This is a genomic window from Acidithiobacillus ferridurans, from assembly GCF_003966655.1.
GTDB classification, from domain to species: Bacteria; Pseudomonadota; Gammaproteobacteria; order Acidithiobacillales; family Acidithiobacillaceae; genus Acidithiobacillus; species Acidithiobacillus ferridurans.
This window is the reverse complement of the sequence record NZ_AP018795.1, coordinates 2,750,058-2,766,155: the sequence shown is the minus strand read 5'-3', so window position 1 is coordinate 2,766,155 and position 16,098 is coordinate 2,750,058. Positions and strand designations below refer to the sequence as shown.

Below are 16,098 nucleotides of genomic sequence, written 5' to 3'. Positions count from 1 at the left end.
CTTTTATGCATCTTTCCTGCTGCGCCGGGCCCGCCGGTTCTTCGCCGTGCCACTTTGCCCCTCCGGTATCACCCGCTCGAAATCAATCTTACGATCATCCAGATTGACGTTCGCAACCCTGATCTGGATTCCATCCCCCAGTTGGAATGTTTCCTTGGTCCGGTCACCAATAATCCGGTAATGCTGGGCATCGAAGTGAAAGTAGTCTTCACCGAGGGTGCTGATATGGATCAGGCCCTCTACGTAGATCTCCCGCAGTGCCACAAAGAGACCAAACCCGGTAACGCCCGTAATGATGCCAGTATAGGTCTCGCCTACCTTATCCATCATGAATTCGCACTTGAGCCAATTCACCGCCTCGCGACTGGCCTCGTCAGCCCGCCGCTCGGTCATGGAGCAGTGCTGACCCAGTTCCTGTAATGCCTTTTGGGGGAACCACTGCGGTTCCGCGCCGGCTGCGTCCAGCAAAGCCTGAATGCCACGATGCACGACGAGGTCCGGATAACGACGGATGGGAGAGGTAAAGTGCGTGTAGGCCGGGAAGGCCAGACCAAAATGCATACCAGTATCCACGGTGTAATAGGCCTGCGAAAGGCTGCGCAGAATAACTGTTTGGATCAGACTGGAATCACCGCGCTCACGGGTGTCCTCAATGATGCGGGCCAGATCGGCGCTGCGGGGGTGGGTAGGCAGACGCACCGGCACACCGAGCTCCCCAAGAAAGCGCCGCAAATCTTCCAGCTTGTCGCCGGATGGCTCCGGATGCACCCGATATAGCATGGGCAGCTCGTGGATACGGAAATATTGCGCCGCGCACACGTTGGCCGCGAGCATACACTCTTCGATGATCCGGTGGGCTACGTTGCGCGTCACTGCGACGATCCTTTCAATGCGCGCCTGTTCATTGTAGATAATGCGGCTCTCCTGCGAATCGAATTCGATGGTGCCCCGCCGCTCACGGGCCTTGGCAAAACTTTCATAAAGTCGGTGCAGCACCTCCAGATGCGGAACCATGGCTGCATCCTGTGTACGCAAATCCTCGTCACCGGCCAATATGGCGGCCACTTCGTCATAGGTGAAGCGGCGCTGGGAGCGCATGACGCCCCGGGCAAAGCGGAAACGCTGTACCTCGCCCGCCATATCCGTCTCCATCTCACAGAGCATGCAGAGGCGGTCCACGTGGGGATTGAGGGAGCAAAGTCCGTTGGACAGTATCTCGGGCAGCATGGGGATCACCCGCCGCGGGAAATAGACAGAATTACCACGGGTCGTGGCCTCTTTGTCCAGCGCGGAGTCCGGTCGTACATAAGTGGCCACGTCAGCGATCGCAACGATCAGTCGGAAGCCGTCTTCGATCTCTTCAGCATAGACGGCGTCATCGAAATCTTTGGCGTCGGCGCCATCGATGGTCACCAGGGGAAGCGCCCGCAGATCGCGGCGCCCTACTTTGATCGCTTCCGGGACCGTCTCGGAGAAATGCGAAATTTCTGCAAGCACTTCGTCCGGCCACTGATGGGGTAACCCATAGTTACGGATCGCGATTTCCACTTCCATGCCCGGGGCCATGTGCTCACCCAGAATCTCGACCACGCGGCCCTGGGGCATATTGCGCCCATCCGGGTACTGAGTGATTTCCAGCGTCACGATCTGTCCGTGTACGGGTGCCAGCTCGCCTCCTTCCACCACGGCAAATTCCTGAGGAGTGCGACGATCTTCGGGGACGACGTAGCGCACCCCGCCTTCCGCGTAGTAACGTCCCACAACCTGTTTGAGCGCGCGTTCCAAAATACGCACGATCGCGCCTTCGATACGGCCGCGCCGATCCTCTCCGACCGCCCGGCCCAGAACCATATCACCGTGAAATACCTTGCGCATTTCCCGCGGTGAAAGGAAAAGGTCCTTCCCGCCTCCCTCTGGGATCAGAAAACCAAAGCCATCGGGGTGAGCGCTGACCGTACCGCGCACCAACTCCATCGCCTCCACGATTCCGTAAGCGCCACGACGGTTACGAACCAATTGCCCATCCCGTTCCATGGCCCGCAGACGCCGCCGCAGGGCTTCCTGGTCCTCTTCAGATACCTCCAGATCGGCGATGATATCCTCCAGAGTCGATGGCTGACCGGTGCTTTCCAGATAGCTGAGAATGTACTCCCGGCTGACGATGGGTCGCTCATATTTTTCTTTTTCCCGGTCGAACATGGGATCGCGGTCCCTCAGCGACGAGGATTCTTGTGTCTCCGGCATTGACAAATGCTCCTTAATAAATGATGATTCCATCCACGCCGAGGTGGCGGAATTGGTAGACGCGCTAGGTTCAGGTCCTAGTGAGCGAAAGCTTGTGCTGGTTCGAATCCAGTCCCCGGTACCAAAAGCAAAGGGTAGACCAAACGGTCTTCCCTTTTTTATTGCGTTGCTGCGTCACAGGGCCTCAGTACGTAAAATGGTGTCATCCCGATCCGGCCCAGTGGAGATAATCGCCAGAGGTCGTCCGGCGCGTTCTGCAATGGCCTCCAGATAGCGACGAGCGGCCTCGGGAAGGTCGTCCCAGTGCCGCACGCCTGCCGTGGGCTCTGACCAGCCTGGGAAACTCTCGTAGATGGGTTCACAGGCCGCCACTGCCTCCGCTCCACCGGGCAGCTCCTCCTGAACCACTCCGTTCACACGGTAACCGACGGCGACGCGAATTTCGCTGAGGCCGTCCAGCACATCCAGCTTGGTGATGCACAGTCCCGTTACCCCGTTGACCCGGCAGGCGGCCCGTAAAGCCACCGCATCAAACCAGCCGCAGCGCCGCGCCCGACCGGTGGTTGCACCTACTTCCGCGCCCCGCTCCGCCAGGAAGACGCCCGTCTCGTCAAAGAGCTCCGTAGGAAATGGCCCGGCTCCTACCCGCGTCGTGTAGGCCTTGGTAATGCCCAGTACATAGCCTAGTTCCGCCGGCCCTACCCCGCTTCCGGCGGAAGCGCCACCCGCTACCGTATTGGAGGAAGTCACAAAGGGGTACGTGCCATGATCCACGTCCAGCAGCGTACCTTGGGCGCCCTCGAAGAGAATCCTCGCGCCTTCCGCCTGCAAACGCGCCAGACGCACGGAAACGTCCACCACCATAGGCGCCAGACGCTCCGCAAGCCCCAGATACTGTTCCAGGATGGCATGAAAGTCTTGCGGCTCCTGTTTAAAATAGTGTTGGAGCACAAAGTTATGGTAGTCCAGAGCCTCGCCCAGCTTTGCCGCAAACCGTTCGCGATGAAACAAGTCCGCGACACGCAGCGCGCGCCGTGCCACCTTGTCCTCATAGGCCGGCCCGATGCCGCGACCGGTAGTACCGATCTTTGCCGCACCCATCGCCCGCTCGCGCGCCAGGTCAAGACTCTTGTGGTAAGGCAGAATGAGTGGGCAGGCGTCGGAAACGAACAGGCGCTCATGGGCATCGGACACCACCGGCCACAACTCGTCCAATTCGGAAAACAGAGCGAGGGGATCGAGCACCACACCGTTACCAATGAAACAAGACACCCCGGGCCGAAGAATACCCGATGGAATCAGGTGCAGCACCGTTTTCCGCGCTCCAATCACGAGGGTATGGCCAGCATTGTGCCCTCCCTGGAAACGTACCACGGCCTGGCAACGCTCCGTCAGCCAGTCGACAACCTTACCCTTGCCCTCGTCACCCCACTGGGTGCCGATGATTACAACATTTGAATTTATAGCCACGAACGACTCCACAAATGGGTCATTGGAAAATGAAATCAAACTTCACGAGTCGAGACGCTGTACTTTCCAACCCGTTGCTTCCTGGATCAGGACGGCGTCAAATCCCTGTGCCTGTAAATCCTGCGGACTCGGCACATCCTGACGCTGCAGATCCTGTAAAACCACAAAACCAGCCCGGCGGTGTTCCTGTATCGACTGCCATAACAGATCATCCATGCCAGCCGGGGCCCAAACCCGCCCCATTCTCCCAGAATCCGGGAATCCCGGCAGCAGCGGTTTGATATCCAGACTAAAGCCCGTCGCCGCCCGTCGCCGCCCAAAAGCGGCACCGATGTCATCATAGCGCCCGCCGCTGGCCAACGCCTCGCCGCGCTGCGGGCCGAACAGTGAAAACAGCAGACCGGTATGATAGCGATGTCCGTGAATCTCCGAGAGGTCGCATTGAATCTCCAGGTCTGGATAACGTGCCCGTAATACCAACCATACGCATTGCAGGTCATCCAGGGCGGCACGAACGGCTGGGTAATGCCCCAGATACCGGCGTGCCTGCTCCAATACGTCGAAATCCCCCTGCAAGCCGGACAGGGCATGAAAGTCGGCGGTCAGTTCCATACCGCAATGATGCTCCCGCAGCCATGTCCGTACATCCGACCATGCCTTGCGCTCGACATGCCGCAGCAGTTCAGCGCGCAAAGCGCCTTCCAGACCTGCCGCATCGGCCAATGTCTGGGAAATACCCACGTGGCCTATATCCAGCAACAAATCCGGTACGGCACAGTGGACGAGGCTCTCCACCATCAGGGAAAGGACCTCCAGATCTCCCTCCGCCCCCTCCACTCCGAAGAGCTCGGCGCCCATCTGAAAAGGGGCACGGCTCCCACCGAGCAGATCGGGGCGGGCGCGCAGCACCGTACCCGCATAAGACAGACGCCGAACCTCTTTTGCAGAAGATGTCTGGGCGTCTATGCGAGCCATTTGCGGTGTCATATCCGAGCGCAACCCCACCAACCGGCCACTATCCTGATCCAACAGTTTCCAGGTCTGTAAGTCGAGGTCTGCGGCACTCCCGGTCAGCAAACTTTCCAGATGTTCGACGAGGGGGGAATGACCTGACGGTAACCCCATCGCGCGTATAGATCGAGCAACGCGCGGCGGCAGCGCTCCAGTGCCTCCGTTCGTGCAGGAAGAACGTCCTCAAATCCGCTGGGCAGCAACCAAGCCGGGTGGCTTTCGGTACGCGTCATTTGCCTGCTGGCTCCAATGAGTGGCGGAAATACCGGAAGAATGGCGCATCCGGACTGAGCACCAGCACGTCTTTGTCACTCAGGCTGTGGCGGTACGCCTCCAGACTGCGATAAAACGAGTAAAATGCCGGATCCTTGCCATATGCGGCACCATAAATAGATGCCGCCTCGGCGTCTCCCTGCCCCTTCAGCTCTTCCTGCTGCCGGTAGGCATCCGCCATAATCCGGGTTTGGTCCTTATTCGCCTCAGCGCGGATTTTGGCGGCATCCGCCGCCCCCTCGGAGCGGTAGGCATTGGCTTCCTCCGCACGCTCAGCCTCCATCCGTTTATAGACGGCTTGCAGCACATCCGTGGGCAAGCCCACCTGCAGAATACGCAGATCGGCCAGATGCACACCCAGTGGCTGAAGACGTTTATTGGCCTCCGCCAGCACCGGGTCCATCATTTTGCTGCGTTGGCCCTGTATCACCGACTTCAGCGTCATGTTGCCGACCTCACTCCGCAACGCAGAACGCACCACATCGCCAATCCGGCTCTCTGCGGTCCCGTCGTTATGCAGGCGGGCGTAGAAAAGCAGTGGATCGGCCACTCGCCATTCGGCAAAAAGGCTGATAAGCACCGGCTTTTTCCCCACCGTCAAGAAGGATTCCGGCTGCGTGCTGTAACTGGACAGACTCTTATTGATAAAAGCCACATTCTGCGCGATGGGCCACTTCATATAGAGTCCGGGGGATTCCACCACGCGCACAGCTTTACCAAATTGCAGCACCACGGCCGTCTGGGTCATGGATACGGAATAAAAGCTGGCCGACGCCAGCAGCACCAGCGCCAATACCACAATAATCACACTCCAGGCCCAGTTCTTCATGAGCTGGCTCCTGACACAGCGGCCGGCAGAGCCACCGGACTGACCGTCGGTGCGACCGGCGGGGCCACGGATACGGTCGGCGCGGTTTCTACCGCAGAGCGCGTCGGGCTGCTGACCGCCGCGGGAGTCCTGGCGGGCATATGGAGATATATCACGGGCTGTCCCTTGCTCTCGACAATCACTTTCGGGGTATGGCTCAGAATGTCCTGCATGGTGCGCAAGTACATGCGCTCACTCACTACTTTCGGATTTTTCTGATAGGCCTGGAGAATGTCGGTGAAGCGTGCGCTGTCCCCCTTGGCCCGGTCGACCACCTGCTGTTTATAACCTTCGGCGTTAGTCACCATCGCTGCGGCCTCTCCCGTGGCTTTGGGAACGACCGAGTTCGCATAGGCCCGCGCTTCGTCGCGCGCCCGCTCCATGTCTTCACGCGCCTTTACCACATCCGCAAACGCCGGCTGGACGACCTTGGGAGGCGTCACCTCCAACAGCTGTATCGAATCAACGCTGACGCCCGCGTGGTAACGGCTCAGCAGGTTTTGGGTGATTTGCTGCACCTGTTGCTGAATGGCGCCTTTGCCGGAAGTGATCAGGCTGTCGATTTTGCTGCGTCCCACGACCTCCCGCATGGCGGATTCCGCACAAAAGGAAATCAACTGATCCGGATTTGCGGTAGCAAATAGGTAATGTCCCGCATTGGTGATGCGATACTGCACAGCGAAACGGACATCCACCACACTCTCGTCCGCGGTCAGCATCATGCCGGGATTCTGGGTATCGGCAGCACCGCTATAGCCCAGAACCAGACGCCGGCTCTGCGCTACATTGAGCAAGTATACCCTCTCGAAGGGAAAAGGGAGGCGGTAGTGTAAACCGGATTGGCTGATACCGACCTCTCTGCCAAAACGCAATACCACGCCTTCTTCACCCGGTCTCACGACATAAACGCCGGAAGCAACCCAGAACAGGATCAGCACGCCGATCACCAGGAAAGGCAGGAGGTGCAGCCATTTGTAACCCATCTTCGGCCCACCGCTGCGCCCGCCGCCCGAGCCGAAAATACCGCCCAGCTTTTTCAACTCACGGGTAATTTTCTGAATATCGAAAACCGGCTTTTGCGCACCGGGACGCCGTCCCCAGGGGTTGTTATCGTTTTTGTTTCCGTTCCCGCCCGGATCACTCCACGGCATACTGCTCTCCTTCCTCAGCCATCAGCCGGTATTGTAGGGGGCGCGTCCATCGCCTGACAACCGCTATCGCGCATCTGCGTATGCAGGCGCCGCCAGTTGAGACCATCAATGTCAAAAGTCAGATGCGTCCTGCCCTGCTCATCGAAACGCTCATCGATAACGCTGGCCAGACGATGTATCCGCGCACGCAGGGCTCCTTCTTCAGGCATCAGAGTCAGATCAGCGCGCAACATGGAGCGCCCCACACGCTGTGTCACGGCCTGCAGCAACTCGGGTATGCCGACACCCGAGTGCGCGCTGACATGCACCGCTGCCAGTTTGCCAGAGCTCTCATACACGTTTCCCGGCACCTCTCCGGTGAGCTCCACCTTGTTCAGTACCAGCAGGCGGGGAATACCCTCCGCGCCAATTTCCCTCAACACCGTATCTACCGCGGCAATCTGGGCATCGCGATCAGGCGCGCTGCTGTCCACCACATGAAGAAGTAATTGCGCCTGATTTACCTCTTCCAGCGTCGCGCGAAAAGCGGCAATCAAGTCGGTGGGCAAGTCGCGCAAAAAACCCACGGTATCGGCCAGGAGAATGGCTTCATGCCCTCCTATCTGCAAACGCCGGATGGCGGGATCGAGGGTCGCGAAAAGACGGTCCGCGGCGTAGCTGGAACTTTTGGTGAGGGTATTGAAGAGGGAGGATTTGCCGGCATTGGTATAACCGACTAAGGCGACCGTCGGCAGGGGTGCCCGCTGCCGTGCCCGCCGCTGTGTTGCCCGATGTGCGGCCACTTTGATCAGGCGCCCGCGCAGGGAAAGAATGCGCTCGCCGATGAGACGACGGTCCGTTTCCAGTTGCGTTTCACCCGGACCCCGCAATCCGATGCCGCCGCGCTGGCGTTCCAGATGGGTCCAGCCGCGGATAAGGCGGGTACGGAGACGCGTCAGTTGCGCCAGTTCCACCTGCAGTTTGCCTTCATGGGTCCGCGCCCGCCGCGCAAAAATATCGAGGATGAGACCTACCCGGTCGACAACCCGGCAGTGGAGGGCGCCCTCCAGATTGCGCTCCTGAACAGGACTCAAAACCCTGTCGAAAAGAACGAGGTCCACGGATAATGCTGCAACTCGCCCCGCCAGTTCCGCCACCTTGCCACGCCCCAGAAAGGTCGCAGGATCAGGACGTCCGCGCTGAACGGAAAGCAGTTCCAACACATCCGCGCCACTGTCGGTGGCCAGATGAAAAAACTCCGCCCCGGCATCGGGATCCACCTCACCACGTAATACCACATGGACGAGCAGAATCCTCTCCCGGGGTGCGGCCACAGCGACTGCGGTATTCGCCAGAATCAAGCCTCTTCTTCGGTGCTGCTCTCACCTTCAGCTTCCGGCAAGGGCAAACGCACATCGCGACCAGGAACCACCGTGGAAATGGCGTGTTTATAAATCATCTGACTGACGTTGTTGCGCAGTAGCACGACAAACTGGTCAAAGGACTCCACGAAACCTTGCAGCTTGATGCCGTTCACCAGATAGATGGCGACAGGAACATGTTCTTTACGCAAAAGATTGAGAAAAGGATCCTGAAGGACCTGTCCTTTTTGTTGTCCGGCCATTTTTATCTCCTTAAGACTGTCGCTTTATGGCGCTTTTAGATGTAGTGAAAAAGCCTGCGGGCCTCCTTCCACTGCGAGGCCATCAGCCTACCGCAAAAACAATCCGAATACCATGCATTGCGCGACATCGGGACGCGCCCTCGGGGCGAGGGTTGCGGAGACCAGCCTCACGGTGAATTGACCTGTCGCACACTTGCCATTACGTTAGATGCAAAGCCAGCCGTCAAAAGTGATCTCGTGTGTCGTTCGGCTCCGCCTGCCCGGAGCCGAAAGCGGCAACAGGGGGGTTGCCAAGCGGTTTCCGGGCGGATCAGCTTCAAAGGAGACGAAATACGTGGAAAAAAAGGCCCTCAACGGTAAAGCGCTCCGTAGCCGCGTCAAGTTGCTCGGCAACCTGCTGGGAGAGGTTCTGCGCGAACAGGCCGGGCATCGCGTATTCAACGCTGTGGAGCAACTGCGTCAGGGATACATCCGCCTCCACAAGCGGGAGGATCTTCGTCTCCGGGAGCGACTTGCTCGCTTTATCGACGCCCTTCCCCAAGACGATCTGGTCCTGGTCATCCGTGCGTTTAACACCTATTTCAGCTTGGTCAACATCGCCGAAGAGGAGTTCCAGCACCTGCACCGCCGCCGTCTGCTCCAAAAGGGCAGCATGCTGTGGACAGGGTCCTTCGAGGAAACCTTCCGCGAGCTGCAAGGCCAGGGTATCAACCCCGGACAGTTGCAATTTCTCCTGGATCAGATCCGTTATCTGCCGGTATTCACGGCACACCCTACGGAGTCCAAGCGCCGGACGGTCCTCCATGGCCTGCGCCGCATTTTCGTGACCAGCAAGATGCTCGACGATTCTGCGCTCAATGACGAAGAACAACAGGAAGTGATGGACAACCTGCGGGCGCAGATCCAGATACTCTGGGAAACGGAAGAGGTGCGCACCAACAAGCCACAGGTACAGGATGAGGTGGAAAACGGCCTGTTCTACTTCCGCGATAGCCTGTTCGAGGCGGTACCTCTCACCTATCGGGCCGCGCGCCGGGCCGCGCGCCGGGTTTTTGCAAATGCCGATATCGATATTCCCGCGTTCATCCGCTTCGGTTCCTGGATCGGGGGGGATAGGGACGGCAACCCCAATGTTACCGCGGCCATTACCGGCTGGGCTTTGCGCACCCAGAGCATTGAAGTATTGAAAGAATATCAGCAGCGTCTGAGTGACCTCTATCAGTTGCTCGGACATTCCAGCCGATTCTGTGCCATCTCTCCCGTTCTACTTGCTTCATTGGAGCGTGACGCAGACGACTTTCCAGAGCTTGCCGAGTGGGTGGACCAACGTTTCCCCAGTGAGCCCTATCGTCGCAAGCTGCGTTACATGATGACCCGTCTCGACTTGCGTCTGCGCCAACTGGAAAACGGTCAGGTCTTGAATGAGTCGGCGGGTCCCGCCTATGCCGCAGCGGAGGATTTCCTTGATGACCTTTTGCTGGTACGCGACTCACTGCGTGGCCACAATGACGGGTATATCGCCGACAATGAGGTCCAGGAGATCATATGGCTGGTCCAGACCTTCGGCTTTCACCTGGCCAACCTGGATATCCGCCAGGAATCTTCCGTACACTCCCGCACCATCGCCGAGCTTTTCGCCGGAATTCCGGGCTTCGCCAACTATCTGGAACTTTCCGAAGAAGCGCGCATACTGGCGCTTTCCGACGCGCTGCGCCGCCCCGGTCCGCTGGTGGAGCAAACGCCTGACCTGTCCCCGATGGCGGCGGAAACCTGCGCGATGTTCCGCTGCATCGCCCAGCTACGGCGTGAAGTCAGCACCGCCGGTTTTGGCAACTACGTCATCTCCATGACCCATGAGGCAAGCCACATTATGGAGGTACTGGTGCTTGCCAAGGAATTCGGTCTGGCCGGATGGTCACGGCAGGGCCTCTACAGCGAGATCGCCATTACCCCGCTGTTTGAAACAATTCACGATCTGGAGCGTATGGATACGGTGATGTCCACCCTGCTGGACAACCCCGTTTACACCAAGATTCTCAGCAGTCAGGATGACATCCAGGAGGTGATGCTGGGCTATTCCGACTCCTGCAAAGATGGCGGCATACTTTCTTCCAGTTGGTCCCTGTATCAGGCCCAGCTACGGCTGGCAGCTCTGGCAGACAAACGGAAAATACGGATTCGAGTTTTTCACGGTCGCGGCGGCAGTGTGGGCCGCGGCGGTGGCCCCACCTATGAAGCCATTCTGGCACAGCCACCGGATACGGTACGCGGGCAGATCAAAATTACCGAACAGGGAGAGGTGCTTTCCTTCAAGTACGCCAATCTGGAGACGGCGGTGTATGAACTGACCGTAGGTACGGCAGGCCTCATCAAGGCGAGCATAGGACTGGTTCGCTCGGCGTCGGGCGACAACCCGGACCATCTGAAAATCATGGCGGAACTCACCCAGACCGGGGAGGCTGTATACCGCGATCTCACGGAAAGCACCCCAGGGTTCATGGATTATTTCTACGAGGCCACCCCCCTCAACGAAATCGCCCACATGAACATCGGCTCGCGCCCCTCCCATCGCCAGCGCGGCGATCGCTCCATGTCCTCCATCCGTGCCATTCCGTGGATATTCGCCTGGGCTCAGTCACGGCATGTTCTTCCGGCATGGTACGGTCTTGGTTCCGCCCTCGCCCGCTGGCGGGAGGACAAGCCGGAACGTTTGCAGGCACTACGGGACATGTACCGACACTGGCCGTTCTTTCGGGCGCTCATGGGGAATATCGGTATGGCGATGGCCAAGACCGACATGGCGATTGCCGGAGAATACGCAGGTTTACCCAACGATCGGGATGCCGCTACCGCCATCTACCGTAAAATTCAGGCGGAATTTGAAAGCAGCCAGGCGGAGATGCTCGCCATCGTCGGGGCTGACCATTTGCTTGCCGACAACCCAACCCTGGCATTCTCCCTGCAACGACGCAATGTGTATATGGAACCTCTGAATCATATTCAACTCGCGTTGCTGCGGCGCTATCGCAACGACGAGACCCCCCCGGAATTCCGGGAGATATGGCTGGATCCCTTGCTGCGCACCATCAACGCCATATCTGCCGGTCAGCGCAATACCGGTTAAGGACGCCTACGCATGGCCTTGCCCGAACTGATTCTGGCCTCCACCAGCCCTTACCGGCGGGACCTCCTGCGCCGGTTGCAGATCCCGTTTCGGGTGGAAATCGCAGCGGTGGATGAAACGCCCTTCCCGGACGAAGCCCCTGAAACACTGGTGTGCCGTCTGGCGGACGCCAAGGCGCTGGCCATTGCCCAACGCTTCCCGCAGGCGGTGGTGATTGGTGCCGATCAGACGGCCGTCTGTGCCGGCCGCGTTCTCGGCAAACCAGGAAATATCGAACAGGCGGTTGCGCAACTGACCTGGATGCAGGGCCAGGCGGTGGACTTTTTGACTGGTGTGACGGTGGTCGCCCCGTCTGGTACGGAAGCGTTTCTGGTACCCTATCGCGTCGTCCTGTACGCTCTGACCCATGCGGAAATCCATCGCTACGTGGAACGGGACATGCCTTTGGACTGTGCCGGGAGTTTTCGCTCCGAAGGGCTGGGAATCAGCCTGGTGGAACACATGGAAGGCGAGGATCCCAATGCCCTGATGGGCTTACCGCTGATCGCCGTCTGTCGGGCATTGCGCAATCTCGGTTATCTGTTGCCATAATACTCAGAAACGAATTAAAAAAGGGGCATCCAGCGACGCCCCTCCGAGTTTGCAAAAACAAGTGGCTTAGCCCCAGCCGTCTCCGCCATCATCCATACCGAAATCATCATTGGACGCTAGTTGATCGTTGCCCCAGGAGTCATCCGTCAGGCCGAGAGCATTATTGCCGCCCTCACTGCCCACATTGCCCGACTCGCTGCCATGTCCGAAAAGGCTTCCCGCCAGCGCCTGCCCGGCCGCCAGGCCTGCCCCCACCCCTATGCCGGTGGCAATGCCGGATGCCAGACTCGACCCCAACCCACCGCCTTGCTGCGGTGCGCCGCCCATGGTACCCCCGCCGGGATACATCGGCCCATTGGGCCCGTACCCATTCGTACCACCGAAGGGTCCGGAAGGCTGTCCGCGGTACAACATCCCGGGCTGTTGGCGCCGCCGCCGGAGCATGGAGATCAGCGCGATCAGGGCTACCAATCCGAGGAAAAAGGCCAGCACAGCGCCCCAGTGACCGGCTTTGCCGACCGGTTTGTCAACATGGCGCTGCAGAGACTGCTTAAAAGCTGCCAGCACCTGCGGTTTGACAAAGGGCATGGCAGGCGCGAGCTGTTCCGCTTTCCGCAAAGCCGTGCGGGCCCCGGCCCAGTCACCCTGGCGCGCCAGAATTCGCGCTTCCACATACTGTGCTTCCGCAGATTGCGGATGCGCAGCCAACACCTCCTGCATCATGCCTTGCGCCTGGCTCAGGTGACCCGCCTGCACGGCCTGGGCAACCTGGGCTACGCTGGGCTCGGCCCATGCAGCAGGCGCTGCCAGCAGGCAAAGCATGGCGACGGCTCCAAAAAATTTTGTCTTCATACGCTCCTCCAATCAAAATACTCCGCTTCCAATATGCGGTGAAACTCTCTCTAATTCAAGAGGTGATATATACTTCTCTAGGACAGATCATTCTGGCTCGGATGTACCTTTGCGGGCGTCCAACGTGCGCCGACGGAAAGAGGTGAGGTCGGTTTGACAGAAAGGGAGGATTCTCGCCATTATACTGACCAGTCGGTACAGGCCGTTGAGAGGTGTTGTTTTGCAAAAACTACTACCAAGACCCGTCGCTGCGGCGCTGGCAACGGTACTTGCGGGAAGTCTGGCGGCCTGCAGCTTTGAGCCGCCGCTGCGCGTTCCCCGGGCACCAGCCGACAAAACACCTTACACGGCGGGCATCAGCCCCAAAAAAACCGTGGCTCCGGGCGGCCCTTCCGGTCACTCCCAGGAGATCGCATATGGCAAAGAGCTGCACGAAGAGTGGTGGAAACTCTTTCACTCCAAGGCACTCGACGAATTAATCGCGGTAGGCCTGAAAAACAGCCCGACCATCGCCCAGGCTCAGGCCCAGTTGAAACAGGCCGAGGCCACCGCGCGCGCGAACGCCAGCATCTTCTATCCACAAGTCACCGGCAATCTGCAGGCCAATCGGAGCAAAGCCAGCGGGGCGGCCTTCGGTGGCAGCAGCGGATTTCACTATTCCCTGATTACCGGAAGCGTCGGAGTTTCCTATTACCCGGACATTTTCGGCGTCAACCGTCTGGTCTATCGCAACAGCGAGGCTTTGGTAAAATATCAGCGGTGGGAACTGGAAGCGGCGCGATTGACCCTGACCGGTAACATCGTCACCACTGCCGTCAGCGAGGCGGCGACAGAGGGGCAAATTCGCGCTACCCGGGCCATCGTGGCCCAGGAGCGGCAGCTTCTGGAACTCACCGAGAACCAGTACAAGGCGGGCGCCGTGGACTATCTCAGCGTCGTCACCCAGCGCAGCCAACTGGCCAGCGAAATGGCGACGTTGCCTCCGCTGAAGCAGCAACTCGCCGTCTATCGTCATGAACTGGCCATTCTCGTGGGCGCTTTTCCTGCAGATGCCAGACGGCAGCCCTTTACCCTGACCGAGTTGCAACTACCCGAAGAATTGCCGGTGAGTCTCCCCTCGCAATTGCTCAAACAGCGTCCGGATATCCGCGCTGCGCTTTCGCAAATGAAGGCCGCAAATGCGGTCATCGGTGAGGCGAGGGCGCAATTCTACCCAACCGTTCAGCTTACTGCTGCGTTTGGCGATACGGCGAGTCATCCCGCGCTGTTTTTCAACCCTGTCAGCAGCATATGGAGCCTGGTAGGTGCCGTGTCCCAGCCGATTTTCGAGGGCGGCAAACTGGAAGCTCAGAAAGCCGAGGCCCATGCTGCCTACGATGTGGTTTATGCCGCCTACCGCAGTACGGTGCTGAACGCCTTTGACCAGGTGGCCAACGCCTTGCGCGCCGTGGAACATGACGCGCAGACCCTTGCTGCGCAACGCGCGGCGCTACGGGCCTCCGCGGAAGCACTGCGGCTGGCGCAGGCGAGTTATCGTGCGGGTGCATCTGACTATCTCACTCTCCTCACTGCAGAAGTGCAGTATGACAACGCCAAAATCGCTGAAATAACCGCCAGATCGCAGCGCTATCAGGATACGGCCGCGCTGCTGGTCGCATTAGGCGGCGGTTGGTGGAACAAAACCGACAGGAAATCACCGCCCGCAAATACACAGGGCAAGCCTCATCCCTCTGCTGGCGCGTTGCCGGTAACACAGGTAAAGCCATGAGCCATTCCGCATTCAACACAGCCATCCGCCGAGGAGACTGGTCATGAAGAAAGCATTTGTCATTGTCATTCTTATATTGCTGATCCTTTTCGGCAGTATTTTCGGCTTCAAGCTCTACGGCAACTATATGATGCACCAGGCCTTGGCGCATATGCCTGTACCAGTCGTCAGCGTCAGCGCCAGCAAGGTGGTAGAGCGGGAGTGGCACCCGGAAGTAACCGCCGTGGGATCGTTTGCCGCCATCCAGGGCGTGGAGGTGACGCCCCAGTTGGGCGGTGCCATTACCGGTATCTATTTTCATTCCGGAGAATACGTGAAGGCCGGTACCCCTTTGATCCAGATCGACAACAGTAACCAGTTAGCGCAACTGGCCAGCGACGAGGCTCAGCAGCGATTGGCCCAGATCAATCTCCGCCGGACGCGGACGCTGATCGCCACCAAGGCCGCCAGCCAGTCTCAGCTCGATTCCGCGGTGGCCAGTTACCAAAGCGCGGTCGCCGCCGTAAAAAATGACCACGCCACTCTCGCAAAGCTCGCCATCCGCGCGCCCTTCAGCGGCTATCTCGGAGTTCGCCAGGTAGATCTGGGGCAATACATCATCCCCGGGACCGCCATGGTCGATCTTCAGTCCTGGGATCCCCTTTTTGTGAACTTTACGGTGCCTCAGAGTGATTTCGCCCGCATTCATGTGGGCACACCCGTTCAGGTGGAGGTGGACAGCTATCCCGGCCAGACCTTCAGCGGCAAGATCACCGCCACGGGTGCGGCCATCAATACCGCTACGCGCCAGATTGACGTCCAGGCCACGGTACCCAACCCCAAGACCATCCTGCGGCCGGGTATGTTCGGGAATGTCACGGTAATCGAGAAAAGGCTGGAGAAAGTGTTGACCGTACCCGCCAGCGCCATCACCTATAATACCTTCGGTGACTTTGTCTATGTGGTGGAGAAAAAAACCGTCCATGGCAAGGTAAGCCAGATTGCCCTCCAGCGCATCGTCAAGACCGGCATTCAGCGAGGCAATGAGGTTCAGATTCTGTCGGGACTGCAGGCGGGAGAACTGGTGGTCACCGGGGGGCAGATCAAGCTCCACGAGGGTAGTCCTGTCGAAATCCCCGCCAGCGGCAAAGCCTGAGGACGGCG

The 16,098-nt window shown here is 59.1% G+C and carries 11 protein-coding genes, 1 tRNA gene and 1 pseudogene; 5 read left to right on the top strand and 8 right to left on the bottom strand.

Annotation, left to right across the window (positions count from 1 at the left end; translation table 11 throughout):
• Positions 1-3 precede the first annotated feature (3 nt).
• Complete coding sequence (rnr, locus tag AFERRID_RS14235; RefSeq protein WP_113525631.1) at positions 4-2,244, bottom strand: ribonuclease R; 2,241 nt, start codon at positions 2,242-2,244, stop codon at positions 4-6.
• Positions 2,245-2,281: 37 nt separating this feature from the next.
• On the opposite strand from rnr, the gene AFERRID_RS14230 reads away from it, so the two are divergent.
• Positions 2,282-2,368, top strand: a tRNA-Leu gene (locus AFERRID_RS14230).
• 50 nt (positions 2,369-2,418) lie between these two features.
• Here the strand turns inward: AFERRID_RS14230 and AFERRID_RS14225 are convergent.
• The 6 genes and pseudogenes from AFERRID_RS14225 to hfq all read right to left on the bottom strand — a co-directional run bounded on the left by AFERRID_RS14225 (position 2,419) and on the right by hfq (position 8,620).
• Positions 2,419-3,714, bottom strand: a complete 1,296-nt coding sequence (locus AFERRID_RS14225; RefSeq protein WP_113525632.1) for an adenylosuccinate synthase — start codon at positions 3,712-3,714, stop codon at positions 2,419-2,421.
• A 42-nt stretch (positions 3,715-3,756) separates the two neighbouring features.
• Positions 3,757-4,958: pseudogene (locus tag AFERRID_RS14220) on the bottom strand (ATP phosphoribosyltransferase regulatory subunit).
• Positions 4,955-5,827, bottom strand: a complete 873-nt coding sequence (gene hflC, locus AFERRID_RS14215) for a protease modulator HflC (RefSeq protein WP_113525634.1) — start codon at positions 5,825-5,827, stop codon at positions 4,955-4,957. The pseudogene AFERRID_RS14220 and the gene hflC overlap by 4 nt, the downstream one beginning before the upstream one ends.
• Positions 5,824-7,017, bottom strand: coding sequence for an FtsH protease activity modulator HflK (gene hflK, locus AFERRID_RS14210; protein ID WP_113525635.1), 1,194 nt, complete (start codon positions 7,015-7,017; stop codon positions 5,824-5,826). Before hflK ends, hflC begins: the two co-directional genes overlap by 4 nt.
• Before the next feature lie 14 nt (positions 7,018-7,031).
• The gene (gene hflX / locus AFERRID_RS14205; RefSeq protein WP_225981764.1) at positions 7,032-8,357 is read right to left on the bottom strand and encodes a ribosome rescue GTPase HflX; all 1,326 of its coding nucleotides are present in this window, start codon (positions 8,355-8,357) and stop codon (positions 7,032-7,034) included.
• Positions 8,354-8,620 carry an RNA chaperone Hfq gene (hfq, locus tag AFERRID_RS14200; protein ID WP_009561005.1) on the bottom strand — a complete coding sequence of 89 codons (267 nt, stop codon included), beginning with the start codon at positions 8,618-8,620 and terminating at the stop codon, positions 8,354-8,356. The genes hflX and hfq overlap by 4 nt, the downstream gene beginning before the upstream one ends.
• A gap of 334 nt (positions 8,621-8,954) precedes the next feature.
• Between hfq and ppc the strand changes: the two genes are divergently transcribed.
• Positions 8,955-11,744, top strand: a complete 2,790-nt coding sequence (gene ppc, locus AFERRID_RS14195; RefSeq protein ID WP_113525636.1) for a phosphoenolpyruvate carboxylase — start codon at positions 8,955-8,957, stop codon at positions 11,742-11,744.
• Between the two features lie 12 nt (positions 11,745-11,756).
• Positions 11,757-12,335 carry a Maf family protein gene (locus AFERRID_RS14190; protein ID WP_113525637.1) on the top strand — a complete coding sequence of 193 codons (579 nt, stop codon included), beginning with the start codon at positions 11,757-11,759 and terminating at the stop codon, positions 12,333-12,335.
• A 66-nt stretch (positions 12,336-12,401) separates the two neighbouring features.
• Here AFERRID_RS14190 and AFERRID_RS14185 read toward each other — a convergent pair whose 3' ends face one another.
• Positions 12,402-13,187, bottom strand: coding sequence for a tetratricopeptide repeat protein (locus tag AFERRID_RS14185; RefSeq protein ID WP_126605556.1), 786 nt, complete (start codon positions 13,185-13,187; stop codon positions 12,402-12,404).
• Positions 13,188-13,407: 220 nt separating this feature from the next.
• Here AFERRID_RS14185 and AFERRID_RS14180 point away from each other — a divergent pair, with 220 nt between their 5' ends.
• Together AFERRID_RS14180 and AFERRID_RS14175 are read left to right on the top strand one after the other, a co-directional pair.
• Positions 13,408-14,955 carry an efflux transporter outer membrane subunit gene (locus tag AFERRID_RS14180; protein WP_113525639.1) on the top strand — a complete coding sequence of 516 codons (1,548 nt, stop codon included), beginning with the start codon at positions 13,408-13,410 and terminating at the stop codon, positions 14,953-14,955.
• 43 nt (positions 14,956-14,998) lie between these two features.
• On the top strand, positions 14,999-16,090 hold the full coding sequence (locus AFERRID_RS14175; RefSeq protein WP_113525640.1) for an efflux RND transporter periplasmic adaptor subunit: 1,092 nt from the start codon (positions 14,999-15,001) through the stop codon (positions 16,088-16,090).
• Positions 16,091-16,098 lie beyond the last annotated feature (8 nt).